This is a genomic window from Amycolatopsis sp. A133 (genome assembly GCF_031082405.1).
In the GTDB taxonomy this organism is placed as follows: Bacteria; Actinomycetota; Actinomycetes; order Mycobacteriales; family Pseudonocardiaceae; genus Amycolatopsis.
In genome coordinates this window covers 159,388-183,582 of sequence record NZ_JAVHJU010000017.1, presented here as the reverse complement: position 1 = coordinate 183,582, position 24,195 = coordinate 159,388, and the positions used below count along the sequence as shown (strand labels likewise).

The window sequence follows — 24,195 nt, the reverse complement described above, 5'->3', positions numbered from 1 at the left end:
CGCGTGAGTGCACCCCGCATGTGGGTTTTGCCGCTCGCTCACCCGGTGGCACAGTGCCTGACCTCGGGTGATGCGACGTGCGGTAGATCACAGCTTGATCGCGGGCATCGTCGCGAATGGACCGTGTGGGGTAGCGGCCACTCTACGGGCTGCGACCATCCGCGCCTGGAAGCGACGCGCGGGGGTCGCTTTGCCAGAATGGGGCCCGTGACGGCGAAGATTCTCGACGGCAAGGCCACCAAGAACGCCATTTTCGCGGAGCTCGAGCCCCGCGTCGCGGCCCTCGCCGCGAAGGGGGTGACGCCGGGGCTGGGCACCGTCCTGGTCGGCGACGACCCCGGCTCGCACTCGTACGTGCGGATGAAGCACGCCGACAGCGGCAAGATCGGGGTCAACTCGATCCGCCGCGACCTGCCGGCCGACATCACCCAGGAGAAGCTCGAAGCCGTCATCGACGAGCTGAACGCCGACCCGGCCTGCCACGGCTACATCGTGCAGCTGCCGCTGCCGAAGCACCTCGACGCGAACCGCGTGCTCGAGCGGATCGACCCGGAGAAGGACGCCGACGGCCTTGCCCCGGTCAGCCTCGGCCGGCTCGTGCTGGGCCAGCGGGGTGCGCTGCCGTGCACGCCGTACGGGATCATCGAGCTGCTCAAGCGCCACGGCGTCGAGCTGAACGGCGCGCGCGTCACCGTGGTCGGCCGCGGCATCACCGTCGGCCGCACGCTGGGCCTGCTGCTGACCCGCCGCAGCGAGAACGCCACCGTGACCCTGTGCCACACCGGCACCCGCGACCTCGCCGCCGAGGTCCGCCGCGCCGACGTCGTGGTCGCCGCGGCCGGGGTGCCGGGGATCATCACGCCGGACATGGTCGCCCCGGGCGCCGCGGTGCTCGACGTCGGCGTGTCCCATGTGGACGGCAAGCTCACCGGCGACGTCCACCCGGGTGTCGCCGAGGTCGCCGGCTGGATTTCGCCGAACCCGGGCGGGGTCGGCCCGATGACCAGGGCGATGCTCGTCAGCAACGTCGTCGAAGCGGCGGAGCGCTCGCTCCGGGACCGATGACGATGACCGAAGACCGGCGGGACCTGGACGGCCGCCGGAGCAGGCCGGGCCGCTTCGCCCAGCTGCCGTTCGCGGCGGTGCTGCTGGTGGTGGCCGTCGCCGCGCTGCGGATCTTCCAGTACCACTGGCGGGAGGGCGCGGGGCTGATCGGCGTCGCCCTCCTCCTCGCCGCGGTGCTGCGGGCGGTGCTGCCGACGGCCAAGGCGGGCCTGCTCGCCATCCGCGGCAAGGTCGTCGACATCGTGACGTTCACCGCGCTCGCGGCCGCGGTGCTGTACGTCGCCCTGACGATCATCGGCGGCCCCCTCAGCTCTTCTTGAACAACCGCCAAAAGCGGAGCTTTCACGTGAAAGCTCCGCTTTTGGGAGTGACTGTCAGGAAGCTAGGGCGAGTTCGCGGCGTTCGGCGCGGGCTTCGCGACGGTCGAGGGTGCCCGAGACGATCGCCAAGGTGAGGCCGAAGACGGCCAGGAGGGCGCCGACCCAGTTGGGGGCGACCAGGCCGAGGCCGCCCGCGATCACCAGGCCACCGAGGTAGGCGCCGATCGAGTTGGCGATGTTGAACGCGGACTGGACGGCGGCCGACACCAGGGACGGAGTGCCGCCCGCCTTCTCCATGATCCGCGCCTGCATCATCGGGCCGATCATGAACCCGGCGACGCCGACGAAGAAGATCGTGATCGCCGCGCCGACCTTGCCCTGGGCGGTGATGGTGAAGATGCCCAGCACCGACGCCAGCGCCAGGAGCGCGATGTAGAGGCCCGGCATCAGCGCGCGGTCGGCCAGCCGGCCGCCGAGCAGGTTGCCGATCGTCATGCCGACCCCGGCCAGCGACAGCAGCAGGGTGACGTTCGACGGCGAGTAGCCGGCGACGTCGGTCAGCATCGGCGTGATGTAGGACAGGCAGGCGAACACGCCGCCCAGCCCGAACGTGACGATCGCCAGCGCCAGGTGCACCTGCGGGCGCTTGAACGCGCCGAGCTCGTTCTTCAGCGACGCTTCGGCGGCGGGCTTGCCCTGGTGCGGGACGAGTTTTGCGATGGCGGCGGCGGCGACCAGCCCGATCACGGCGACGACGCCGAAGGTGGCGCGCCAGCCGACCTGCTGGCCCAGCAGCGTGCCCAGCGGCACGCCGATGACGTTCGCCAGGGTCAGGCCGAGGAACATCATGGACACGGCCTTGGCGCGCTCGCCGGGGCCGACGAGGCTCGAGGCGACGACCGCGCCGGCGCCGAAGAACGCGCCGTGGGGCAGGCCGGCGAGGAACCGGAACGCGACGCCGAACTCCTGGTTGGGCGACAGCGCGAAGAGGGCGTTGCCCAGCGTGAACAGGCCCATCATGGCCAGCAGCATGGTCTTGCGCGGCAACCGGACGGCGAGCGCGGTGAGCAGGGGGGCGCCGATGACGACGCCGAGGGCGTAACCGGAGATGAGGTAGCCGGCGGTCGGGATGTCGACGCCGAAGTCGGCGGCCGCCTGGGGCAGCACGCCCATCATGACGAACTCGGTGGTCCCGATGCCGAAAGCTCCGATGGCGAGCGCGAGCAGCGCGACGGGCACGGCACTCCTTCCAGGGTGGGTAATCGATTACTGAGCCTAGGTTCTGGATCGGTTCAGTAGAGGGGCAAAAAGAAAGCAGCCGATCGGCCCCAGCGCCGTGAGCTGCCTACGCCCAGTCCAACAAGCGAAGGGGGTCGTTGTCATCCCGATATCGCGTGACGATCCACACCGTAACGCGCTGATCAGCGCGGAGCGGCCAGAACTCCGGCCAGCAGGCCCGGGAACAACGCGTCGAGGTCGTTGCGGCGCAACGAGTTGAACCGCGTGGTGCCTTCCTGGCGGCCGGCGACGACACCGGCCTGGCGCAGGATGCTCAAGTGGTGGGTGAGTGTGGACTTCGTCACTGGCACGGTGAGCCCGCCGCACGCGATCTCCTGCCCGGTGCCCGCCAGCTGCCGGACGATGGCCAGCCGCACCGGGTCGGCGAGGGCGCGGAGGACGCCTTCGACGGTGATCTCCTCCCGGGCCGGGTGGGCGATCGGAGGCAGCGTGTCGGTCTTGGCCATCTGCCCATTGTACGACGCCGGTCGAAATTGTGGCAGCGGCGTAGTACGGTGACTGTCGAACTACGACGTTCATCGAACTTATCCCTGCTTCGCTTTGGGGGCCCAGCCCATGTCCGCATCCGCTCCTTCGAGGATCTCGGTCCTCGCCTTCGGCGCTTTCGGCGTCGGGACCAGCGGCTACATCGTCGCCGGGCTGCTGCCCGCGCTGACCGGCGAGCTGCACGTCTCGGCCACGGCCGCGGCGCAGCTCGTGACCGCCTTCGCCATCGCCTACGCGATCGGTTCCCCGCTGTTCGCCGCCGCCACCGGCACCTGGGAACGCCGCACGCTGCTGGTCGCCGCGCTCGCCGTCACCGGCGCCGGCAACCTGTTCGCCGCGCTCGCGCCCGGCTACGGCTCGCTCCTGGTGGCCCGGGTGGTGACCGCGGTCGGCGCCGCGGTGTTCACCCCCGCGGCGAGCGCCGTGGCGGCCGAGCTGACCGCGCCCGAGCGCCGGGGCCGCGCCGTGGCGCTGGTGTTCGGCGGCCTGACGGTGGCGCTCATCTTCGGCGTCCCGCTCGGCAGCCTGATTTCGCAGCACCTCGGCTACCGGACGGCGTTCGCGCTGGTCGCCGCGTTTTCGCTGGTGAGCGCGCTGGCCGTGCGGTTCGCGCTGCCGACGGTCGCCGCGCCGCCCCGGGTGAGCCTGGCCGAGCGGTTCGCCGCGGGCCGCGACCCGCGGGTGCTCGTCATGCTGGCCACGACGGTGCTCGCGTGCCTCGCGGCGTTCATGGTCTACACGTTCGTGTCACCGCTGCTGGCCGCGACGGCCGGCGTGCACGGCACCACCGTCACGGTCCTGCTCTTCTGCTACGGCGTCGGCGGCGCGATCGGCAACTTCGCCGGCGGCCGGGCGACGGACCGGTGGGGCTCGCGGACGCCGCTGCTCGTGGTCACCGTGGCCATCACCGCGGTGATGGCGTTGCTGCCGCTGACGACGGTGACGCCGCTCGCGGCCGGCATCTCGCTGTTCGTGTGGGGACTGGCGACGTGGTCGTTCAACCCGCCGGTGCAGCACCGCCTGATCGAGCTGTCGCCGGGCCACGCCGGGCTGGTGCTCTCGCTCAACGCGTCCGCGATCTACCTCGGCGTCGGCCTGTCCGGCGTGGTCGGCGGAGCGGTGCTGGCTTCGGGCGGCCCGCTGCTGCTGCCCGAGGTCGCGGCCGCGCTGACCCTCGTGGCCCTGCTGCTGGTGAGCTCGGCGTGGGGGCGGGTCCGCGAGCCTCGGGAACAGGTCGCCGTCGGCTAATCGGCGTGGGCCTGGACCTCACAATCGGGCCCGGGGTAGACGAGCCCCTCGTGCCCGTCGGCGAACCGCACCAGATAGGGCGGCGCGCCGTCGGGGCCACGGACTTCGAGGATCTCGCCGCGCTGCTCGGCCGACCCGACCGTCCGGCCGTGCACCTGGATCTCGTCTCCTACTCCTGCGTGCATGGGCTTCACCTCCACGTCCAGGGTAGGAGCCGTCCCGGGCCCCGGACAGGCCTGCGAACGGGTGGCCGAGAACGCGTCGGGGTGACAGCTTCCTTACGCTCGGCCTCCCGGGGTTCACGGTGTTGTTCGAGGCGACGTGGATCGCTCGGCCCGCTGCGCGTCCGGGTCTCCTCGGCACTCCCGGAGGTCCCGCCCGGCGGCCCGGCCTGCCAAGATGGCCCGCATGACGCGTGAACTGCACCTGACCGGCGAGGAAGCGGCCGACCGGCTGCTCAGCGAGGACCCGGTGGCGCTGCTCGTCGGCATGCTGCTCGACCAGCAGATCCCGATGGAGGTCGCCTTCATCGGGCCGCGGAAGATCGCCGACCGGATGGACGGCTTCGACGTCCGCAAGATCGCCGAAGCCGACCTGGAAGAGTTCGTCCAGCTGTGCGTGACACCGCCGGCGATCCACCGCTACGGCGGCTCGATGGCCCGCCGCGTGCACGCGCTCTGCCAGCACATCGTGGAGCACTACGACGGCGACGCGGAGGCCATCTGGACGGCGGGCCGCCCCAAGCCGGACGGCGCGGAGGTGCTGAAGCGCCTGAAGGCGTTGCCGGGCTACGGCGAGCAGAAGGCGAAGATCTTCCTGGCCCTGCTGGGCAAGCAGTGCGGCGTCCACCCGAAGGGCTGGCGCGAGGCAGCGGGCGCGTACGGCGATCGTGGGTCGCGCCGCTCGATCGCGGACGTCGTGAGCCCGAAGACGCTGCAAGAGGTCCGGGCGTTCAAGAAGGCCGAGAAGGCTGCGGCGAAGGCTCAGTAACGCCGTCACCGGGTTTTTGCGTACCGCGACGGCGTCGTCCCCAGGTACCGCTTGAAGTGCCGCGTCAGGTGGGCCTGGTCGGTGAACCCCGCCGCCGCGGCGACCTCGGCCGCCGGTGTGCCGCCGAGCAGCAGGCGGCGTGCGCGGTCCACCCGGCGGCCCGTCAGGTAGCGGTGCGGCGGCAGCCCGAACCGCGCCCCGAAGCAGCGGACGAGGTACGCCGGGTGGGCGCCCAGCGTCTCGCCCGCTTCGGCGAGTGTCACCGCTTCCGGCAGGTGCGCGTCGAGCAGGTCGCGAAGATCGTCGGCGAGGCCGCGCTTCGGCTCGTGCGAAACCGGTTTCCCCAGGTGGGTGCGCAGGCGGTCGGCGACGAGCACGAGCCGGCTCTCGGCTTCGAACGTGTCGCCCGGCTCGGTGAGGGACTCGTGGAGCTGGTGGATCCGGGTGCGCAGGAGGGCGTCGGCGAGGCTGGGCCGGTCGACCGCCGCGCCGATGAGGTCCTCGCCCAGCACGGCGGTGTCCAGGTAGAGCACACGCTTGCGGAAGCCGTGGCTGGTCGCGGCGCGGCCGTCGTGGGCGACGTTCGGCGGCAGCAGCGTCACGGCCGGGCCGAGTGCGCCGTGGTGGTGGCGGTCGAGGTCGTAGCGGATGACGCCGTCGTCGACGATCAGCAGCGTCCACGTGTCGTGCGTGTGGAGCGGGTACGCGTGCGTGGTGAAGCGCGCGTGGAAGACCTCGGCGATCCCCGGGACCGCCGGCCGCCAAGCTTCGACCTGCGCCATGTCAAGAACGTACAAGACGCCGGTGCCGCGGCCGGGCGAGTCTGCGGGGCATGAGTTCCTTCGACACGAAGATCGCCGTCCTGCTCCGCGACGACCTGGCGTCCTGGCAGCGGCTGAACGTCACCGCCTTCCTGGTGAGCGGAATCGCCCACGTGACCCCGGAGCTGATGGGCGAGCCCTACGCCGACGCCGACGGCACGCAGTACCTGCCGATGTTCGGCCAGCCGGTGCTCGTCTTCTCCGGCACCGCGGCCGTCCTGACCGCGGCGCACGGCCGCGCGCTCGGCCGCGGGCTGCGGTTCTCGATCTTCACCGACGAGCTGTTCCACACCGGCAACGACGCCGACAACCGCGCGGCGGTGCGCGCGGTGCCGGGGGAGAAGCTGGCGCTCGCCGGGCTGGCCGTGCACGGGCCGAAGAACGGGGTCGACAAGATCCTCAAAGGTGCGTCGCTGCACCGCTGAGGTCACGGAGCCGTCGCGTGCACCAGGAAGACGCTCCGGACCCGGTCGCCGCCGTCGACGGTGAACGTCCGCGCCGAAGCGTCCACGAAGCCCGCCGACGAGGCCAGCGCCGCCGCCTCGGCCTCGTCGTGCGGGAACCGCAGGTCCCCGGGCACCAACGGCGCGAACGGCCCCGACGGCTTGAACCGCGCGCCCGACACCACCGAGAACGCCAGCCGTCCGCCCGGCCGCAGCACGCGCCGCCAGTCCGGGAACGCGGCGGCGCCCAGGAAGTGCAGGGAGGACGCGCACAGCACGACGTCGGCCGAGTGGTCGTCGGCCGGCATCGGCACGGCGGGCGCGGCCAGCCACGAGATCGTTCCCGACGGATCCAGCTCGGCCGCCTTGGCCCGGGCCCGCGCGAGCATCGCCGTCGACAGGTCCACGGCCAGCACCCGCGACGGCTTCAGCCGCAACGCCGCGTACGCCGCGAAGCCGGTCCCGGTGGCGACGTCCAGCACGAGTTCCGGACCGGACGGCAGGGGCGCGACGAGCGCTTCCGCCACCGGTGCGTGAAAGGTGTCTTCGTCGTAGTGCTCGGCCGTGCCGTCGAAGACGGCGGCCCTCACGTCGTGGTCCACGGACCCAACCTAGCGGTCCTGGCCAGCGGTTTTCAGCGGACGGCGGCCCGCGAAACCGAGGTCGGCGCGGTGGTACCAGCTCAGGTCCCGGTCACCTTCGAGCCAGCACAGGAGCACGTCGGTGCCGTCGAGCTCGGCCGGGAAGTCGACCAGCAGCGGCGCGAACCCCTTGAGCTCGGCGCCGGTGCGCTGCACCGTCGTCATCAGGTCGTCCAGCCGGGCCTGGGCGGCCTTCCACTCGGGCAGCCCGCCCAGCCCGGTGGTCCGCCCGCCGGGCCGCAGCGATGCCGCGAGCTCGGCGGCGTCGGCCCGCACGCGCACCAGTTCGTCGAGGACCGGCCGCAGGCGCGTCAGTTCGTCGCGGGCCTCGGCCACGGTGAACAGTCCCATCGCCCGATGATGCCACCGGCGTGCGTCAGGCTTCGCGCCGCCGCCGGACCAGCGCGTTGGCCAGCCCGCTGCCGACCAGCAGGAAGCCCACGCCGAGCAGGCCGCCGATGAACAGGAAGTCCATGACGCCGTAGGCGATGTCGCTCTTCGGCATCAGGTTCACCAGCCGGAACCCCCATTCGGGCACGGCCATCGCGGCGACGCCGGGCAGCACGCCGTAGATCAGCCCGCCGAGGATCGGGCCGACGGCCGACAGCGCGCCGAGCGCGGCGACGACCAGCAGCAGGATGGCCCCGCCGGCCAGCAGCGCGATGCCCAGCGGGTCGCGGTTGGTGCTCAGGGTGGCCTGGATCAGCTGCTGCTGGCGCAGCCCGCCCCAGCTCAGCAGGCCCAGGGCGACCGGCGTGAGCACGAGGCCGCCGAGCGCGCTGACCACGTGCGCGGCGCCCCGGCGCGGCCGCTCGTCGAGCACGTCGGTGGTGTCGTCGTGGTCCTCGTAGTCGTCTTCGTAGTCGGCGTACCGATGGGTCGACATGGCCGTCACCTCCCGCATGATGGATTCACGGGTGGCATCGTGCCCTGGTTCACCGCCGAACACCTACGGTCGCTCGGCAAGCGGTCGGCTGGGCTGACCGGCGGGTTCGGTGCCCCGTGATCCGTGCCACAACGGGCGGGTGGAGACTTGATGCCGACCACTACTTGAACCATCCAGCTCCGTCAAGCAGTACGCTTGTACCGCTACCGGCGAGACGTATGAAGCAACGCGAAGATCCGCGGAAGGAGCACCGCTGCTCATGGCCAAGATCAAGGTCCAGGGCACCGTCGTCGAACTCGACGGCGATGAGATGACCCGCATTATCTGGCAGTTCATCAAGGACAAGCTGATCCACCCGTACCTGGACGTGAACCTGGACTACTACGACCTGGGTATCGAGGAGCGGGACCGCACCGACGACCAGGTCACGGTCGACTCCGCGAACGCGATCAAGAAGCACGGCGTCGGCGTCAAGTGCGCCACGATCACCCCCGACGAGGCGCGCGTCGAAGAATTCGGCCTCAAGAAGATGTGGCTGTCCCCGAACGGGACCATCCGCAACATCCTCGGCGGCGTGATCTTCCGCGAGCCGATCGTCATCCAGAACATCCCGCGGCTGGTGCCGACGTGGACGAAGCCGATCATCATCGGCCGCCACGCCCACGGCGACCAGTACAAGGCCACCAACTTCAAGGTGCCCGGCCCGGGCAAGCTGACCGTCAGCTACACCCCGGACGACGGCTCCGAGCCGATGGAGTTCCAGGTCGCGCAGTTCCCCGAGGGCGGCGGCGTCGCCATGGGGATGTACAACTTCAAGAAGTCCATCGAGGACTTCGCGCGCGCCTCGCTGCAGTACGGCCTGGACCGCGGCCTGCCGGTGTACCTCTCCACCAAGAACACGATCCTCAAGGCCTACGACGGCCAGTTCAAGGACGTGTTCGAGGAGATCTTCCAGAACGAGTTCAAGGCCGACTTCGACGCCAAGGGCATCTCCTACGAGCACCGCCTGATCGACGACATGGTCGCCGCGGCGATGAAGTGGGAGGGCGGCTACGTCTGGGCGTGCAAGAACTACGACGGTGACGTCCAGTCCGACACGGTCGCGCAGGGCTTCGGCTCGCTGGGCCTGATGACGTCGGTGCTGCGCACGCCGGACGGCCGGACCGTCGAGGCCGAGGCCGCGCACGGCACGGTCACCCGGCACTACCGCCAGCACCAGCAGGGCAAGCCGACGTCGACCAACCCGATCGCGTCGATCTACGCCTGGACCCGCGGCCTCGAGCACCGCGGCAAGCTGGACGGCAACCAGGAGCTGATCGGCTTCGCGAACACGCTGGAGCAGGTCGTCGTCGAGACCGTCGAGAGCGGCCAGATGACGAAGGACCTGGCGCTGCTCATCAGCAAGGACCAGCCGTGGCAGACGACCGAGGAGTTCCTCGCGACGCTGGACGACAACCTGGCGAAGAAGATCGCCCAGGGCTGAGTTCGCGGTTTTTCGAGGGCCCCTTCCCGGTTCGCCGGGAGGGGGCCTTCCGCTTGATCACGCGTTGTCACCTCGCGCGGGATCCGCTGGCGCCTCCGGGTGGTTGCGACGTCCGGCGCTGCCGTCCGGGTAAAGGATTGCCTACCCTTGGCGGGGGATGGGGCTCGCGGGTTGGAGGAAGGCATGTCGAAGAAGACTTCGCTCATCTTGGGCGCCATCGCTCTGGTCATCGTCGTGTACGTCATGAACACGGACAAGCAGGCTTCGGGCGCTTCGGCGACCGGCTGCAAGGTGACCGTGACCGCGGACGTGCTGAACGCCCGCGAGGCGGCGGACGGAAACGCCAAGATCGTCGGCAAGTACCTGCGCGACGCCCAGTTCGACGCGATGCCGGGCGTCCAGAACGGCTTCCGCAAGGTGGCCGACACCAAGTGGGTGGCCGCCGAATTCACCCAGCCCGTCGCCGGCTCCGTCTGCTGAGCTTCTTTCCGAGCCCTCCGGAACCTCCGACGCCTTCGCTGACGGCTTCGGAGGTTTCGCCGCGCCGTTTTTTGTCGGTGGGCGGTGCTAGAACTGATCACGTCGGAAAACGCAGGTGGGCGGCTTGGGGTCGCCGGGGAGGAGGAACGTCCGGGGGCGGGCGACAACTGAATCGCGGCACTGGTTGGAGTGGTCCGCGGGGTCTCCAGGGGGAGTCTCGCGGGCTGGATGCCTTGGGTGCGTGGCGTGTTGGTTCGTAGGGATCGAGCCTGGGGATGCGTTCGGACGGGGGTCGGAGCGCGAGGGGAGATCTTCGGCGGGCCGGCGCCGGGCGGCCGCGGAGGCTGACCGGGTGCGGTGGGGCTGGTGCTACGCCGACGGGCGCGAGGAAGCCTCCAGCCTCGCCGGCGGGGCTGGGGAGCGCCGCCGGCCGGGGCCGAGCCGGTGCGTGGGTTGGCCTGAGCCTCGCGGTCGCAGATGGGGCGGCGCAGCGAGCGCGGTCGGCTGAGGTCGGCCGGGCGGGTGCGGGGTGGCTGCATCTCGCGGTCGGGCGGGCTGTGAGTCGCGCTCAACCCCGAGCCGGTGCGGTGGCCTGCATCTCGCGGTCGCGCTCAGACGGGGGTCAGAGCGCGACCGTGAGGTCCTCTTCCGCGACCAGCACCTCACCACCGAACCGCGCCCGGGCTTCCTCCGCGGCCGCCGCGCGGTCGGTCCCCGGCCAGAAGTGGGTGAGCAGCAGCCGGCGCGCTCCGGCCTCGGCCGCCCAGTGGCCTGCCTCCGCGGCCGTCATCAGGTAGCGGGGCTCTCCCTCCGGCGGTGGGGTGCGGAGGGTCGCCTCGCAGATGAACAGGTCCGCGTCGCGCGCCAGCTCGGCCAGCTGTGGTGATGGTCCCGTGTCGCCGGTGTACGCCACCGTCGACCCGGGGGCCGTGAGGCGCACCCCGAAGTTCGGTTGGTGGTGCGGCAGCGGGTACGGCGTCATGCGGAACGGCCCGATGCCGGCCGGCTCCGCCAGGTCGTGCACCTCGAACAGCGTCTCCGGGTGCGGGCGGGGCTCCATCGCCTCGAGCCGCCGGACGGTGCCGGGTGTGCAGTGCAATGGCAGCCGGGCGGCCGGCGTGCCGGGCTGGACCGTGTAGTGCCACGCCCGCCCCAACGCGCTGACGTCGGCGCAGTGGTCGGGGTGCTCGTGCGTCACCACCACCGCGTCGGGCAGCCCGCCCGGGCAGTGCGTGAACAGCCGTGAGGCCGCGCCGTACCCGAGGTCGAGGACCATTCGGAAGCCGTTGTGCTCGAGCAGGAACCCGGCACACGCACGGCCGGGCTCCGGCCACGCGCCACAACTGCCCAGCACGGTCAGCCGGTTCACCGCTTCACCCATGCGCGGCAGTCTGGCACTCGGTACCGGCCGGCCCCGACACCCCGGCCGCGCCGGCCCGGCCGGTAGCGTGCACGGCGTGCTGACCGTCTCCACCGTGAACGTCAACGGCCTCCGCGCCGCCGCCAAGAAGGGCTTCGTCGAGTGGCTCGCCGCCACGAAGGCCGACGTCGTCGCCTGCCAGGAGGTGCGGGCCGAAGCGAGTCAGCTGTCCGCCGACGTCGTCGAGCCCGCGGGGTGGTTCTCGGTGCACGCCCCGTCGGCCGCCAAGGGGCGCAACGGTGTTGCCGTGTACAGCCGCGTCGAGCCCGAAGAGGTGCGCGTCGGCTTCGGGGAGCCCGAGTTCGAGGACAGCGGGCGGTACCTCGAAGTCCACCTGCCGAACGTTGTCGTCGCGAGCCTCTACCTGCCCAGCGGGGACGTCGGCACCGAACGCCAGGACGAAAAGGAACGCTTCATGGCCGCGTTCCTGCCCTACCTCGTCGAGCTGCGGGCGAAGGCCGCCGCGGGCGGGCGGGAAGCCGTGGTCGTCGGGGACTGGAACATCGCCTACGACACCGTCGACCTCAAGAACTGGCGCGGCAACCGCAAGAACTCCGGTTTCCTGCCCGAGGAACGCGCCTGGCTCGGCCGCGTCTACACCGAGGCGGGCTTCACCGACGTCCAGCGCCGGCTCGACCCGGAGGGCCCCGGCCCGTACACCTGGTGGTCCTACCGCGGCCAGGCCTTCGACAACGACTCCGGCTGGCGCATCGACTGCCAGCTCGCGACCCCCGGCCTGGCCGAGAAGGTCGTCGACGTCGTGGTCGAACGGGCGGCCGCCTACGACCGGCGCTGGTCCGACCACGCGCCCGTCACCGCGACCTACGACATCGACTTCCCCGGCTGACGAAGAAGGGCCTTCCCGGCCGGAACCGGAAAGGCCCTTCTCGCCGCGCCCGGCTCAGCAGGAGAGGTTGCCGCCCGTCGGGACCCCGAGGATCCCGGCGAACCGCGTGTACAGGTCGATCCGGCTCTGCACCTGGGCGGGGTTACCGCCGTTGCATTCGATGGAGCCGTTGATGCTGCGGATGGTCTCGCCGAAGCCGCGGCCGTTGACCATGGCGTTGTGCGGGGTCATGGTGCCGGGGCCGCTCTGGGTGTTCCAGTACCAGAGCCCGGTCTTCCACGCGACGGCCGCGTCCCGCTCGACCAGGTACGGGTTGCCGAGCAGGTCGATGCCGAGCGCGTCGCCGGCGGCCTTGTAGTTGAAGTTCCAGCTCAGCTGGATCGGACCGCGGCCGTAGTAGGCGGCGGTGCCCGCCGGGCAGCCGTACGGCTGGCTGGTGTCGCAGTAGTGCGGGTAGTTCGCCGTGTTCTGCTCGACGATGTAGACGAGCCCGCCGGTCTCGTGGCTGACGTTGGCCAGGAACGCGGCGGCTTCCTGCTTCTTCACGGTGTCGTCGCCGCTGTTGGCGAAGCCGGGGTAGGCGGACAGGGCCGCGGTGAGACCGCTGTAGGTGTAGAAGGAATTGCGGCCCGGGAACATCTGCTCGAACTGCGACTCGCTGACCACGAAGGACGCGGCGGACGCGGCCGGGGCGGCGAGCGCGACGGCCGTGGCGAGCGCGCTGATCGCCACTCCGGCGCGCTTCAAAAAGCGGGTGATCGGCATTCGGAACTCCTCTTGTCACGCCGGTCGTGCGCGGTCCGACCGGGCCGAACGGACTACCGCAAGAGGTATAGACCAATCACTATCCGGTGAAAACTTTTCCCGCCGAGACGACGCGATCAGAGCAGTCCGGCCTGCGGCGAATGGCGCAGCGTGAGCGGGTGTTGCGAAGGATGGGTGACGGAGAACCGGACACTCTCCGGTCACGCTCTACTCCACGTAGTAGCAGTCCGGCTCAACCGCCACCCGGTCGGGTGGCCGGAGTGAACCGTGGGGGTGCCCGGCCCGTATTACCGGTTGAGCGCTACCCTCGCTTCCGAGTCAATCAGCACCGGCAGGTCTTGACACGCTCGGTAGTTTTCTGACCAGTAGCACGCAGCGTCTCACTCGAATGGGTGAGCGTTTCGCTCGTCACTCGCGGGAGGCACTCCGGTGCGCAACCCAGGTCGAACCCTGTTGCGGTCCACCCTGCACGGTTTCCGCGCGGCCGCGGTCGTCGCGCTCGTCCCGGCCGGCCTGCTCCTGGCCGGCGGCGGCAGCGCGTTCGCGGCGGTCACGACGCTCGCGCAGGCCGACACCAACGCGGACACCTTCGGCGTGCTCGGTCCCGTCGGGCTGGTCGCGGTCGCCCTGGGCATCGTCGGTATGACGCTGGGTGTGCTCCGGCAGCGCCGCAAGACCCGTCTGGCCGAGGCCGCCCCGGCCGTGCCGGAGGTCCCCGACCCGGTCACGGCGATGGCCGAAGCCGTCCTCGGCGAAGTCGACGCGACGCCGACCCGCCCGTTCCTCACCCAGCGCCCGAACGCCTGAGGGCCCTCGGCGCCCGCCGGTCGTGCCGGCCTGGAAGAATCCTGGCGTGTCCGAAGAGCAGACCGTCGCAGAGCGCCGCCCGCGGGTCCTGTCCGGGATCCAGCCCACCGCCGACTCGTTCCACCTCGGCAACTACCTCGGCGCGCTGCGCCAGTGGGTGCGGATGCAGGACACGCACGAGACGTTCTACTGCGTGGTCGACCTGCACGCGATCACCGTCGAGCAGGACCCGAAGGTGCTGCGGCAGCGCACCCGCGTCTCGGCCGCCCAGCTGCTGGCCATCGGCATCGACCCGCAGCGCAGCGCCCTGTTCGTGCAGAGCCACGTGCCGGAGCACGCCCAGCTGAGCTGGGTGCTGGAGTGCCAGACCGGCTTCGGCGAGGCCGGCCGGATGACGCAGTTCAAGGACAAGTCCGCGAAGCAGGGCGCCGACCGCTCAAGCGTCGGCCTGTTCACGTACCCGATCCTGCAGGCGGCGGACATCCTGCTGTACCAGGCCGACGCGGTCCCGGTCGGCGAGGACCAGCGCCAGCACCTGGAGCTGACGCGCAACCTCGCGCAGCGCTTCAACAACCGGCTGGGCAAGACGTTCGTGGTGCCCGAGCCGTACATCATCAAGGACACGGCGAAGATCTACGACCTGCAGGACCCGACGAGCAAGATGAGCAAGTCGGCCTCCAGCGCGAACGGTCTCGTCGAACTCCTCGAAGACCCCAAGAGGTCCGCGAAGAAGATCCGCTCGGCGGTCACCGACACCGGGCGCGAGGTGGTGTTCGACGCCGAGAACAAGGCGGGCGTGTCGAACCTGCTGACCATCTATTCGGCGCTGACCGAGCGGCCGATCGCCGACCTCGAGAGCGCGTACGAGGGCAAGGGCTACGGCGATCTGAAGAAGGACCTCGGCGAGGTGTTCGTCGAGTGGGTGACGCCGATCCAGGAGCGCGTCAAGTCCTATTTGGACGATGTGGCCGAGCTGGACAAGGTGCTCGCCGCGGGGGCCGAGCGCGCTCGCGAGGTCGCGTCGAAGACGCTGGCCAAGACGTACCAGCGGATCGGGTTCCTGCCGCCGGTGCGGTGAAGCTGATCCTGCTCAACGGCCCGCCGGGCAGCGGCAAGTCGACGCTCGCCCGGCGCTACGCCGACGACCACCCACCGGCACTGGCCCTGGACGTGGACCGGATCCGCGCCATGCTCGGCGGCTGGCGTTCATCGCCGGCCGAGGCGGGACTGCTGGCGCGCGACATCGCGGTGGCGGCTGCGCGCACACATCTGGCGGCGGGGCACGACGTGGTGGTGCCGCAACTGGTGGCGCGCGCGGGCTTTCCGGAACGTCTGGAAGCGCTGGCTCGCGAATGCGGGGCGAGCTTTCGCGAGGTGGTGCTGTTGCCGGGGCCCGAGGTGGCCCGGCGCCGCTTCGCCGCTCGTGGTTCGTCGGAGGTCGAGGCCGCGGCTCCCCTGACCGAGCCGGAGCTGGACCGCGCCTACGAAGCGGTCGCCGCGTTCGCCGCGAGCCGGTGCGTGCCGGTGATCACCGCGGCGGACGCCTATTCCGCTTTGCTGGCTGCCCTCACCTGAGCCGTCGCGCGCGAAGAGGTTCGTTGCCTCCGGCCTCCCCCGTGCCGGCCGCTCGCGTTGCGGGGTGCACCAGGCGTGGTTAGCGTTTCACGGTGCCGAACGAAGAGAAGGAAAAGCTCCTGCCGCGGCTGCGGCGGAAGTACCCGTGGCTCGATCACCTCATCCGGGCCAACGACGCCTTCACCGAGCGGTACGGCAACCACTACGCCGCCGCCATCACCTACTTCAGCGTGCTGTCCGTCTTCCCGCTGTTCATGGTCGCCTTCGCCGTGGTCGGGCTGGTCGTCAACCACGACCAGACGATCATCGCGAAGATCACCGACGGCATCAACGACTCCGTGCCCGAGGGCCTCAAGGACCTCGTCAACGGCATCGTCAAGGGCGCGCTCGACTCCGGCGGCGGGATCGGGATCTTCGGCCTGCTCATCGCCCTCTACTCCGGCATCGGCTGGATGTCGAACCTGCGGGACGCGCTCACCGCGCAGTGGGGCCAGGAAAAACAGCCGCAGCCGATCGTCAAGCAGACGCTCAAGGACCTCGTTGCGCTGATCGGGCTCGGGGTTGCCCTCATCGTCTCCTTCGCGCTGACCGCCGTCGGTGGCGGGGTCGGGCAGTTCCTGCTCGAACTCGTCGGGCTCGAGCAGGCGACCTGGGCGATCGTCCTGCTCCGCGGGGCGACCATCGTGCTCGGGCTGGCCGCGAACACCCTCGTCTTCATCTGGGTGATCGCCCGCCTTCCCCGGGAACAGGTCGCGCTGCGCAGTGCCGTCAAGGGGGCCGTGGTCGCCGCCGTCGGGTTCGTCATCCTGCAGCAGGTCGGGTCGATCTACCTGGCCAGCGTCACGAAGTCGCCGTCGGCCGCGCTGTTCGGGCCGGTCATCGGGCTGCTCGTGTTCGCGAACCTCGTCTCGCGCTTCCTCCTGCTCATCACGGCGTGGACCGCGACGGCGGCGGAGAACGAGCGCAAGGTCGTCGCGCCCCCGCCGCCGGTCCGGCTCGAGCAGAGCGTCACCGTGCAGCGCGGGGCGGGCCTCGGCGCTGTCGCCGGTGCCTTTGGCGCCGGGGCGCTGCTGGCGTGGCTGGGTGGCCGCCGCAAGTCTTGACACCCGGCAAACCAGTAAAGAAACTGAACCGGTAAGAAATTTGAACCGGAGGGTTTTGTGCTGCTGGATGCCGCCCGCGAGTGTGCCGATCTCGCCAAGACCCTCGCGCCCGTCACCGAGCAGCAGCGTGCGCTGCCGTCCGAGCTGGTCGCGAAGCTGACCGGCGCCCAGCTGTTCCGCACCGGTGTCCCCGCCTCCCTCGGTGGTCCCGAAGCGCCGCCCGCGGTCAGCCTCGAAACCGCCGAGACGATCGCGCGCGGGGACGCGTCGGCCGGCTGGTGCGTCTCGATCGCCGTGACGAGCAGCCTGCTTTCGGCCTACGCCCCGCGCAAGTGCGCCGAGGAGGTCTTCGGGGACCCGAAGACGGTCGCCGCCGGGGTGTGGGCGCCGCACGGGACCGGCGAGAAGGCCGACGGCGGGTACGTCGTCTCCGGCCGCTGGGCCTTCTGCAGCGGCATCCCGCACGCGGACTGGCTCTTCGCCGGGTTCGTCCACGAGAAGGCGCTCTACGTCGCCGCGTTGCCGAAGGCCGAGATCGAGGTGCTCGACACCTGGCACACCAACGGCCTGCGCGGTACCGGCAGCCACGACTGCGTCGCCGACGAGCTGTTCGTCCCGGACCACCGCGTCTTCTCGGTGCTGACCGGGCCGCCCGCGGAAGCCGGGGCGCTGCACCGGTTCCCGCTCTTCGGCTTCTTCGCGCTGTCGGTCGCGGCCGCCGCGCTGGGCAACGCGCGCGGGGCGATCGACGACCTGGTCGAGCTCGCCTCGACGCGCAGGCCCCTCGGCTCCAGCCGGTCGCTGGCCGAGCGGTCGCCGACGCAGGCCGCCGTCGCCGAGGCCGAAGCGGCCCTGCGTGCGGCCCGGCTGCTGTTCTACCGCAGCATCGACGACGCCTGGCAGGCCGCGCAGGGCACCGAACCGGTGCCGGACTCGCTCAAGCTGGGCCTCCGGCTGGCCGCGACGCACGTGACGCGCACGGCCGCGAAGGTCGCCGAAAGCATGTACGACCTCGGTGGCGGCGCCGCGATCTACGAGACTTCGCCGTTGCAGCGCCGGTTCCGCGACGCGCACACCGCGACCGCCCACTTCCAGGTCAACCCGGCCAGCTACGAGCTGTCCGGCAAGCTCCTGCTGGGCGTCCCGGCCCGCACGGATCAGCTGTGACCGGCCTCGCCCACCGGTTCACGGCGGACTCGGTCGGCCGCGCGCTCGACCTGGTCGGCGAGCGGTGGAGCCTGCTCATCCTGCGCGAGGCGTTCTTCGGCGTGCGCCGCTACGGCGAGTTCGCCCGCACCCTGTCGATCCCGCGCCCGACGTTGTCCGCCCGGCTGAAGACCCTCGTCGACGCGGGGGTGCTCGAACGCGTCGACCCGGTGCCGGAGTACGTGCTGACCGCCGCGGGGCGTGACCTCTTCGGCGCCGTCGTCACGCTCATGCAGTGGGGCGACCGGTACCTCGCGGGGCCGGAGGGGCCGCCGATCCTGCTGCGCCACCAGGATTGCGGCGAGATCACCGAGGCGGTCGTGGCCTGCGGGCACTGCGGGGGCACGATCGCCACCGACAAGGTGACCCCCGAGCCGGGGCCCGGGTTCCGCTAGCGCGCGGCCCGCTTGCGCTGGTGCCCGACCACGAACCCGCCGAGGATGATCAAGAACACCACCAGCGTGATGATCCAGCCGGTGACCCCGAACGGGTCTTCCTTGGCGGCCGCGGCGGCCGACGACGTGCCGCTGTTGCCGGTGCCGCCGTCGGCGAGCACGGACGGGTCGCTGCTCGACGGGGTCGCGGCGGGCGCCTGGTAGGTGATCCGGCCGACCGGCGCGGCGCGGTCGGCCTCCAGCTCGAAGCCGTAGTCGAGCAGCTTCGCCGCCTGGTCGACCACCTTGGTCGGCTTCTGCTCGGCGCGCAGCATGACGACCGCGAGCCGCTTCCCCTTGCGCTGCGCCGCGCCGACGTAGGTGTGGCGGGCGTCGTCGGTGAAGCCGGTCTTGCCACCGAGGAAGCCGGGGTAGACGCCGAGCAGCTTGTTGTCGTTCCAGATCGGGATGGCCGGTTTGCCGCCGGTCGGCGGGATCTCGAAGTTCTTCGTCGAGACGACCTTCGCGAACTCCGGCTGCTTCATCGCGTAGTGGAAGATCAGGCTGAGGTCGTAGGCCGAGGTCGACATGCCCGGCCCGTCCAGCCCCGACGGTGTCGCGGCGCGCGTGTCGAGCGCGCCGATGCGGGCGGCCAGCGCGTTCATCTTCGCCAGCGCGGCGTCGGGTCCGCCGAGCACCGTGGCGAACGCGTGCGCGACGTCGTTGCCCGAGTGCATCAGCAGTCCGTGCAGCAGCTGGTCGACGGTGTACTGGCCGCCGGCGACGAGGCCGACGCAGGTGCACTCCTGCTCCGCGTCCTCCTTCGTCGCGACGACGACCTGGCGCGGGTCCAGCTCGGTGACCACGACCAGCGCGAGCAGCGTCTTGATCAGCGACGCGGGCCGCTGCCGGGCGTGCGGGTCCTTCGCCGCGACGACCGCGCCGGTGTCGAGGTCCTGCACCAGCCACGACGCCGCGGTGTTGCCGTCCGGCGGGTTGAGCGCGCCGTCCGGGGTGATCAGGCCGCACTCGGCCATCCGGTCGCCGCCGACCGGGACCGCGGGCACGGCCAGCGGCGGCGGGGCCTGCTTGCCCGGCGCGGGCTTCTCCGAGGTGTCGACCGGCGGCGGGGGAGCCTGGCGGTTCGCGCATTGGCCCTGCGGCGCCGCGGCCGCCAGAGCCGGGGTGCTCAGGGCCAGGAGGGCGGCGGCGAGCGTCGTCGTGAAAACCATGAGCGACCGGGAGACAACGGAGTGCACCCACGCAATCTAGCGCCGCGACCCGCGTCGCATACTCAGGGGCATGCGCATTTCGCGAGGCACCTCGCTGTTCCTGCTGGCCTTCGGTGTGTGGTCGTGGATCATCTGGATCACGTTCGCCAAGAACCTGTGGGACAGCGACCGGGCCTGGAGCCCCGACGGCTCGCCCACCGCGTACTTCGTGGTGCACGCCGTGCTGACCGTCGTTTCGTTCGTGCTCGGCACGGTCATCGGCGTGCTGGGCTGGCGCGGCGTGCGTGCCTCTTCGCGCGTCGACGCCTGAATCCCCTCCTTGGTCGGTGGCGCGGTCCGGCGGCCCGGTTTAGGTTGGCGCCACCGAACCTGGAGGTGGAATGTCCCGTTTACGCCGAATGGCGGCCCCGCTCGTGCTGGCCGTCGGGGGCGGCCTGTTCGCGGCGGCCCCGGCCGCGGAGGCCGCGCCGGCCGTCTGCGACACGACGAGCACGCCGTACACCTACGTCGTGACGTACCAGCCGGGCACCCGCGTGTCGGCCGTCGACAAGGAACTGGCGGCCAAGTGCGGCACGAAGGTGGCCTACTACGCCGAGATCGGTGTTGCGATCGCCAGCTCGCGCAACGCGGACTTCCAGCAGAAGGTCGGCGTCTACCGGGCCTACTCGGGCGCCAAGGACGTGGCGTCCCAGGGCGCCGCGGCCTCGGCCCGCTCGCTGGGCGCGGTGCGGACGCTGGAGGACACGCGGTCGATCGCCGCCGAGGGTGACCTCTCGGCGCAGCAGTGGGACATGAAGGCGATCCACGCGCCCGAAGCGAACAAGATCTTCCAGGGCAGCCGCGCGGTGACGGTCGGCGTGCTCGACTCGGGCATCGACGCGACCCACCCGGCGTTGAAGGCGGCGGTCGACGCCCGTTCCTCGGCCGGCTGCATCACGGGAGCGCCGGACCTTTCCCCGGCGTCCTGGGCCCCGACGACGTCGGACCACGGCACGCACGTGGCGGGCACGATCGCGGGCAAGGACCCCGCGGCGGGCTTCACGGGCGTCGCCCCGGGCGTGCGGCTGGCCTCGGTGAAGGTCGTCAACGACGCCGGCTACATCTTCCCGGAGTCGGCGGTGTGCGGGTTCGTCTGGGCGGCCCAGCACGGCTTCCCGGTGACGAACAACAGCTACTACATCGACCCGGGCATGTTCTACTGCCCGAAGCAGCCGGGTGACGCGGCGGCGTTCGAAGCGGTCCGCCGCGCGGTGGAGTTCTCGAGCCGCCGTGGAGTGCTGAACGTGGCGGCGGCGGGCAACTCGGGCTTCGACACGACCGAGCAGACCACGGACCCGAACCGCCCGCACCCGGTGGACTCGTCGTGCGGCATCCTCCCGAAGGCGATCGACGGGGTCGTGACGGTGTCGTCGGTCGGCTACGCGGGCACAAAGTCGTACTTCAGCAACTACGGCGAGATCGACGTGACGGCGCCGGGCGGTGACCCCCTCCAGACGCCGCCCGACGGCGCGGGCCCGGCCTGCCCCCTCTCGACCGTGATCGGCGGCCAGTACGGCTCCAAGTGCGGCACCTCGATGGCTTCCCCGCACGCGGCGGGTGTGGCGGCGCTGATCGCGTCCCGGTTCCGCGGGATCCCGCCGCAGCTGCTGGCCAGGATCCTGGCGGGTGAAGCCGACGCGGTGAAGTGCGCGGCCACGGAGACCGAGTGCACGGGCCCGGCGAAGAACAACACGTACTACGGCCACGGCCTGGTCGACGCCTTGGACGCGGTCCGGTAGATCACACGAAAGAGGAGCAGGGTGGTCATCCCGTCGCCTGAGGCCGTGAAATCACTTTGAGCCAGGCCCGCAACCGAAAAACCAAGGCGAGGCGAAGACGCAAGCTTGCGGGCCTGGCTCAAAGTGATAGGCCTCAATCAGGCGACGGGATGACCACCCAGCGGCCCAACGACAAGGTGAGGGATTAGCGCTAGCGGTGGCCATCCCAGAGCCTGCCCGTCCGGCGAGGACAGTCTTTTGCTTCTGCCGCGGCAGGGGGCGGGGGAGGTCTGGTGACGTCGTGGTCGGCTTGGGTTGCCGGCCGCCGGCCGCGGTCGCCCGCCGCCGGTTGCCTGCCCATGCACGAAAAGGCCCTCCGGCGAGTCCCGCCGGAGGGCCTTTCTGCAAACTCAGACGCGCTTGAAGAGCAGGGCGCGCTTCACTTCCTGGATCGCCTTGGTCACCTGGATCCCGCGCGGGCAGGCGTCGGTGCAGTTGAACGTCGTCCGGCAGCGCCAGACACCCTCGCCGTCGTTCAGGATGTCCAGGCGCTCCTCCGACCCCTCGTCCCGGGAGTCGAAGATGAACCGGTGGGCGTTCACGATCGCCGCCGGGCCGAAGTACGAGCCGTCGTTCCAGTACACCGGGCAGGACGACGTGCAGCACGCGCACAGGATGCACTTCGTCGTGTCGTCGAAGCGGTCGCGGTCGGCCTGGGACTGGATGCGCTCGCGCGTCGGCTCGTTGCCGTAGGTGATCAGGTACGGCTTGATCGCGCGGTACGCCTCGAAGAACGGGTCCATGTCGACGTAGAGGTCCTTCAACGTCGTCAGGCCCTTGATCGGGGCGATGGTGATCGTCGTCTTCTTGCCGTCCTTGGCCAGGAGGTCCTTCATCAGGACCTTGCAGGCCAGCCGGTTGATGCCGTTGATCTGCATCGCGTCGGACCCGCACACGCCGTGGGCGCACGAGCGGCGGAACGAGAACGTGCCGTCGATGTAGTCCTTGACGTAGAACAGCAGGTTCAGCAGGCGGTCGGTGCGCTGCGCCGGGACGTCGTAGGACTCCCAGTGCGGCTCGGTGTCGACCTCCGGGTTGAACCGCAGGATCTTCAGCGTGACCGTGATCGGCGTGTGGTCCGAGCCGGTCGACGACGCGGGAGCTTCGGTAGCGGTGGTCATCAGTACTTCCGCTCCATCGGTTCGTAGCGGGTGAAGGTGACGGGCTTGTAGTCGAGCCGGATGTCCGAGGACAGCCCCGCGCCCTGCTTGTAGGCCATGGTGTGGCGCATGAAGTTCGTGTCGTCGCGGTTCGGGTAGTCCTCGCGGGCGTGGCCGCCGCGGGACTCCTTGCGCGCCAGCGCGCCCACGACCAGCACCTCGGCCAGTTCCAGCAGGAAGCCGAGCTCGACGGCTTCGAGCAGGTCGGTGTTGTACCGCTTGCCCTTGTCCGCCACGGTGATCCGCTGGTACCGCTCCTTCAGCGCCTGGACGTCGGTCAGCGCCTGCTTCAGCGTGTCCTCGGTCCGGTACACCGACGCGTGCGAGTCCATCGTCTGCTGCATTTCCTTGCGGATGTCGGCGACGCGCTCGTCGCCGTGCTCCGACAGCAGGCCCGCGAGCTGCTCCTCGACCAGCGTGGTCGGGTTCTCCGGCAGCTCGACGTGCTCGTGCGCCAGCGCGTACTCGGCGGCCGCGATGCCGGCGCGGCGGCCGAACACGTTGATGTCGAGCAGCGAGTTCGTGCCGAGCCGGTTCGAGCCGTGCACGGACACGCACGCGACCTCGCCCGCGGCGTACAGGCCGGGGATGACGTTCTCGTTGTCCCGCAACGCTTCGCCGTGCACGTTGGTCGGGATCCCGCCCATCACGTAGTGGCACGTCGGGAACACCGGCACCGGCTCCTTCACCGGGTCGACGCCCAGGTAGGTCCGGGAGAACTCCATGATGTCCGGGAGCTTCGCGTTCAGCGTCTCCTCGGGGATGTGCGTGACGTCCAGGACGACGTAGTCCTTGTTCGGGCCGCACCCGCGGCCCTGCAGGACTTCCTGCACCATCGAGCGCGCCACGATGTCGCGGGGCGCGAGGTCCTTGATGGTGGGGGCGTAGCGCTCCATGAACCGCTCGCCGGAGGCGTTGCGCAGGATCCCGCCCTCGCCGCGGACGGCTTCGGAGATCAGGATGCCCAGGCCCGCGAGGCCGGTCGGGTGGAACTGGAAGAACTCCATGTCCTCCAGCGGCAGGCCCTTGCGGAAGATGATGCCGAGGCCGTCACCGGTGAGGGTGTGCGCGTTCGACGTCGTCTTGAAGATCTTGCCCGCGCCGCCGGTCGCCATCACGATCGACTTCGCCTGGAAGACGTGCAGCTCGCCGGTGGCCAGCTCGTAGGCGACGACGCCGGAGGCGACCGGGTTGCCGTTCTCGTCCGGGGTGGTGAGCAGGTCGAGCACGTAGAACTCGTTGAAGAACTCGGTGCCGTACTTGACGCAGTTCTGGTACAGCGTCTGCAGGATCATGTGCCCGGTGCGGTCGGCGGCGTAGCAGGCGCGGCGGACCGCGGCCTTGCCGTGGTCACGCGTGTGCCCGCCGAAGCGGCGCTGGTCGATCTTGCCTTCGGGCGTGCGGTTGAACGGCAGGCCCATCTTCTCGAGGTCGAGGACCGCGTCGATGGCCTCCTTCGCCATGATCTCGGCGGCGTCCTGGTCGACCAGGTAGTCGCCGCCCTTGATCGTGTCGAAGGTGTGCCACTCCCAGTTGTCCTCTTCGACGTTCGCCAGCGCGGCGCACATGCCGCCCTGGGCCGCGCCGGTGTGGGACCGGGTCGGGTAGAGCTTGGTGAGGACCGCGGTGCGGGCGCGCTGGCCGGACTCGATGGCCGCGCGCATGCCGGCGCCGCCGGCGCCGACGATCACCACGTCGTACTTGTGGAACTGCATCGAAAAAGTCTC

At 70.7% G+C, this 24,195-nt stretch carries 28 protein-coding genes; 16 read left to right on the top strand and 12 right to left on the bottom strand.

The features are described from left to right. Window positions 1–207: 207 nt before the first annotated feature. Window positions 208–1,065: a bifunctional methylenetetrahydrofolate dehydrogenase/methenyltetrahydrofolate cyclohydrolase gene (locus Q5425_RS16295; RefSeq protein WP_308673063.1), complete on the top strand. Its 858-nt coding sequence runs from the start codon at window positions 208–210 to the stop codon at window positions 1,063–1,065. Next, window positions 1,062–1,385, top strand: coding sequence for a DUF3017 domain-containing protein (locus tag Q5425_RS16290; protein ID WP_308673062.1), 324 nt, complete (start codon window positions 1,062–1,064; stop codon window positions 1,383–1,385). Before Q5425_RS16295 ends, Q5425_RS16290 begins: the two co-directional genes overlap by 4 nt. A gap of 54 nt (window positions 1,386–1,439) precedes the next feature. On the opposite strand, the gene Q5425_RS16285 is transcribed toward Q5425_RS16290, so the two are convergent. Together Q5425_RS16285 and Q5425_RS16280 are read right to left on the bottom strand one after the other, a co-directional pair. Then, window positions 1,440–2,624: an MFS transporter gene (locus Q5425_RS16285; RefSeq protein ID WP_308673061.1), complete on the bottom strand. Its 1,185-nt coding sequence runs from the start codon at window positions 2,622–2,624 to the stop codon at window positions 1,440–1,442. A gap of 182 nt (window positions 2,625–2,806) precedes the next feature. Then, a complete protein-coding gene (locus Q5425_RS16280; RefSeq protein ID WP_308673060.1) occupies window positions 2,807–3,130 on the bottom strand; it encodes a metalloregulator ArsR/SmtB family transcription factor in 324 nt (107 codons plus the stop codon). A gap of 109 nt (window positions 3,131–3,239) precedes the next feature. Between Q5425_RS16280 and Q5425_RS16275 the strand changes: the two genes are divergently transcribed. After that, entirely contained in the window at window positions 3,240–4,418 is a 1,179-nt protein-coding gene (locus Q5425_RS16275; RefSeq protein ID WP_308673059.1) for an MFS transporter, read from the top strand. Here the strand turns inward: Q5425_RS16275 and Q5425_RS16270 are convergent. Beyond that, complete coding sequence (locus tag Q5425_RS16270) at window positions 4,415–4,603, bottom strand: DUF1918 domain-containing protein (RefSeq protein ID WP_034285998.1); 189 nt, start codon at window positions 4,601–4,603, stop codon at window positions 4,415–4,417. The two genes, Q5425_RS16275 and Q5425_RS16270, sit on opposite strands and share 4 nt — an antisense overlap. A gap of 223 nt (window positions 4,604–4,826) precedes the next feature. Here Q5425_RS16270 and Q5425_RS16265 point away from each other — a divergent pair, with 223 nt between their 5' ends. Next, on the top strand, window positions 4,827–5,408 hold the full coding sequence (locus Q5425_RS16265) for an HhH-GPD-type base excision DNA repair protein (protein ID WP_308673058.1): 582 nt from the start codon (window positions 4,827–4,829) through the stop codon (window positions 5,406–5,408). A gap of 5 nt (window positions 5,409–5,413) precedes the next feature. Here the strand turns inward: Q5425_RS16265 and Q5425_RS16260 are convergent, their stop codons facing one another. Next, on the bottom strand, window positions 5,414–6,190 hold the full coding sequence (locus Q5425_RS16260) for an AraC family transcriptional regulator (protein ID WP_308673057.1): 777 nt from the start codon (window positions 6,188–6,190) through the stop codon (window positions 5,414–5,416). Window positions 6,191–6,240: 50 nt separating this feature from the next. On the opposite strand from Q5425_RS16260, the gene Q5425_RS16255 reads away from it, so the two are divergent. Continuing rightward, complete coding sequence (locus tag Q5425_RS16255) at window positions 6,241–6,654, top strand: DUF2000 domain-containing protein (protein ID WP_308673056.1); 414 nt, start codon at window positions 6,241–6,243, stop codon at window positions 6,652–6,654. Window positions 6,655–6,656: 2 nt separating this feature from the next. On the opposite strand, the gene Q5425_RS16250 is transcribed toward Q5425_RS16255, so the two are convergent. From Q5425_RS16250 to Q5425_RS16240, 3 genes are read right to left on the bottom strand one after another with little or no spacing between them, the layout of a single operon-like run. After that, entirely contained in the window at window positions 6,657–7,274 is a 618-nt protein-coding gene (locus Q5425_RS16250) for a class I SAM-dependent methyltransferase (protein WP_308673055.1), read from the bottom strand. 9 nt (window positions 7,275–7,283) lie between these two features. Beyond that, on the bottom strand, window positions 7,284–7,664 hold the full coding sequence (locus Q5425_RS16245; protein ID WP_308673054.1) for a DUF2203 domain-containing protein: 381 nt from the start codon (window positions 7,662–7,664) through the stop codon (window positions 7,284–7,286). A 25-nt stretch (window positions 7,665–7,689) separates the two neighbouring features. Next, window positions 7,690–8,199, bottom strand: coding sequence for a hypothetical protein (locus tag Q5425_RS16240; protein WP_308673053.1), 510 nt, complete (start codon window positions 8,197–8,199; stop codon window positions 7,690–7,692). A gap of 259 nt (window positions 8,200–8,458) precedes the next feature. Between Q5425_RS16240 and Q5425_RS16235 the strand changes: the two genes are divergently transcribed. Next, window positions 8,459–9,682: an NADP-dependent isocitrate dehydrogenase gene (locus tag Q5425_RS16235; RefSeq protein ID WP_290059736.1), complete on the top strand. Its 1,224-nt coding sequence runs from the start codon at window positions 8,459–8,461 to the stop codon at window positions 9,680–9,682. Between the two features lie 183 nt (window positions 9,683–9,865). Next, window positions 9,866–10,162: an SH3 domain-containing protein gene (locus Q5425_RS16230; protein WP_308673052.1), complete on the top strand. Its 297-nt coding sequence runs from the start codon at window positions 9,866–9,868 to the stop codon at window positions 10,160–10,162. Window positions 10,163–10,784: 622 nt separating this feature from the next. Here the strand turns inward: Q5425_RS16230 and Q5425_RS16225 are convergent. After that, window positions 10,785–11,543, bottom strand: a complete 759-nt coding sequence (locus Q5425_RS16225) for an MBL fold metallo-hydrolase (protein WP_308673051.1) — start codon at window positions 11,541–11,543, stop codon at window positions 10,785–10,787. A 67-nt stretch (window positions 11,544–11,610) separates the two neighbouring features. Between Q5425_RS16225 and Q5425_RS16220 the strand changes: the two genes are divergently transcribed. Further along, window positions 11,611–12,429: an exodeoxyribonuclease III gene (locus Q5425_RS16220; protein WP_308673117.1), complete on the top strand. Its 819-nt coding sequence runs from the start codon at window positions 11,611–11,613 to the stop codon at window positions 12,427–12,429. A gap of 54 nt (window positions 12,430–12,483) precedes the next feature. Here the strand turns inward: Q5425_RS16220 and Q5425_RS16215 are convergent, their stop codons facing one another. Continuing rightward, window positions 12,484–13,194, bottom strand: coding sequence for a chitinase (locus Q5425_RS16215; RefSeq protein ID WP_308673050.1), 711 nt, complete (start codon window positions 13,192–13,194; stop codon window positions 12,484–12,486). Window positions 13,195–13,647: 453 nt separating this feature from the next. Between Q5425_RS16215 and Q5425_RS16210 the strand changes: the two genes are divergently transcribed. The 6 genes from Q5425_RS16210 (at window position 13,648) to Q5425_RS16185 (ending at window position 18,280) form a co-directional block, all read left to right on the top strand. Continuing rightward, entirely contained in the window at window positions 13,648–14,001 is a 354-nt protein-coding gene (locus Q5425_RS16210; protein ID WP_308673049.1) for a hypothetical protein, read from the top strand. 46 nt (window positions 14,002–14,047) lie between these two features. After that, window positions 14,048–15,079 (top strand): tryptophan--tRNA ligase, encoded by a 1,032-nt coding sequence (gene trpS / locus Q5425_RS16205; RefSeq protein ID WP_308673048.1) that lies wholly within the window; start codon window positions 14,048–14,050, stop codon window positions 15,077–15,079. Then, window positions 15,076–15,576, top strand: a complete 501-nt coding sequence (locus Q5425_RS16200) for an ATP-binding protein (RefSeq protein WP_308673047.1) — start codon at window positions 15,076–15,078, stop codon at window positions 15,574–15,576. Before trpS ends, Q5425_RS16200 begins: the two co-directional genes overlap by 4 nt. Before the next feature lie 92 nt (window positions 15,577–15,668). Continuing rightward, window positions 15,669–16,679, top strand: coding sequence for an inner membrane protein YhjD (gene yhjD / locus Q5425_RS16195; RefSeq protein WP_308673046.1), 1,011 nt, complete (start codon window positions 15,669–15,671; stop codon window positions 16,677–16,679). A gap of 57 nt (window positions 16,680–16,736) precedes the next feature. Further along, the gene (locus tag Q5425_RS16190; protein ID WP_308673045.1) at window positions 16,737–17,846 is read left to right on the top strand and encodes an acyl-CoA dehydrogenase family protein; all 1,110 of its coding nucleotides are present in this window, start codon (window positions 16,737–16,739) and stop codon (window positions 17,844–17,846) included. Then, window positions 17,843–18,280, top strand: coding sequence for a helix-turn-helix domain-containing protein (locus Q5425_RS16185; RefSeq protein ID WP_308673044.1), 438 nt, complete (start codon window positions 17,843–17,845; stop codon window positions 18,278–18,280). Before Q5425_RS16190 ends, Q5425_RS16185 begins: the two co-directional genes overlap by 4 nt. Here Q5425_RS16185 and Q5425_RS16180 read toward each other — a convergent pair. Beyond that, window positions 18,277–19,518 (bottom strand): D-alanyl-D-alanine carboxypeptidase family protein, encoded by a 1,242-nt coding sequence (locus Q5425_RS16180; RefSeq protein ID WP_308673043.1) that lies wholly within the window; start codon window positions 19,516–19,518, stop codon window positions 18,277–18,279. The two genes, Q5425_RS16185 and Q5425_RS16180, sit on opposite strands and share 4 nt — an antisense overlap. Window positions 19,519–19,561: 43 nt before the next feature. Here Q5425_RS16180 and Q5425_RS16175 point away from each other — a divergent pair, with 43 nt between their 5' ends. Both Q5425_RS16175 and Q5425_RS16170 read left to right on the top strand, forming a co-directional pair. Further along, a complete protein-coding gene (locus Q5425_RS16175) occupies window positions 19,562–19,801 on the top strand; it encodes an SCO4848 family membrane protein (protein WP_308673042.1) in 240 nt (79 codons plus the stop codon). Window positions 19,802–19,871: 70 nt separating this feature from the next. Then, a complete protein-coding gene (locus Q5425_RS16170) occupies window positions 19,872–21,269 on the top strand; it encodes a S8 family serine peptidase (protein ID WP_308673041.1) in 1,398 nt (465 codons plus the stop codon). Between the two features lie 389 nt (window positions 21,270–21,658). Here the strand turns inward: Q5425_RS16170 and Q5425_RS16165 are convergent, their stop codons facing one another. Next, window positions 21,659–22,429 carry a succinate dehydrogenase iron-sulfur subunit gene (locus tag Q5425_RS16165; RefSeq protein WP_308673040.1) on the bottom strand — a complete coding sequence of 257 codons (771 nt, stop codon included), beginning with the start codon at window positions 22,427–22,429 and terminating at the stop codon, window positions 21,659–21,661. Further along, complete coding sequence (sdhA, locus tag Q5425_RS16160) at window positions 22,429–24,183, bottom strand: succinate dehydrogenase flavoprotein subunit (RefSeq protein ID WP_308673039.1); 1,755 nt, start codon at window positions 24,181–24,183, stop codon at window positions 22,429–22,431. Before sdhA ends, Q5425_RS16165 begins: the two co-directional genes overlap by 1 nt. Window positions 24,184–24,195: the final 12 nt, after the last annotated feature.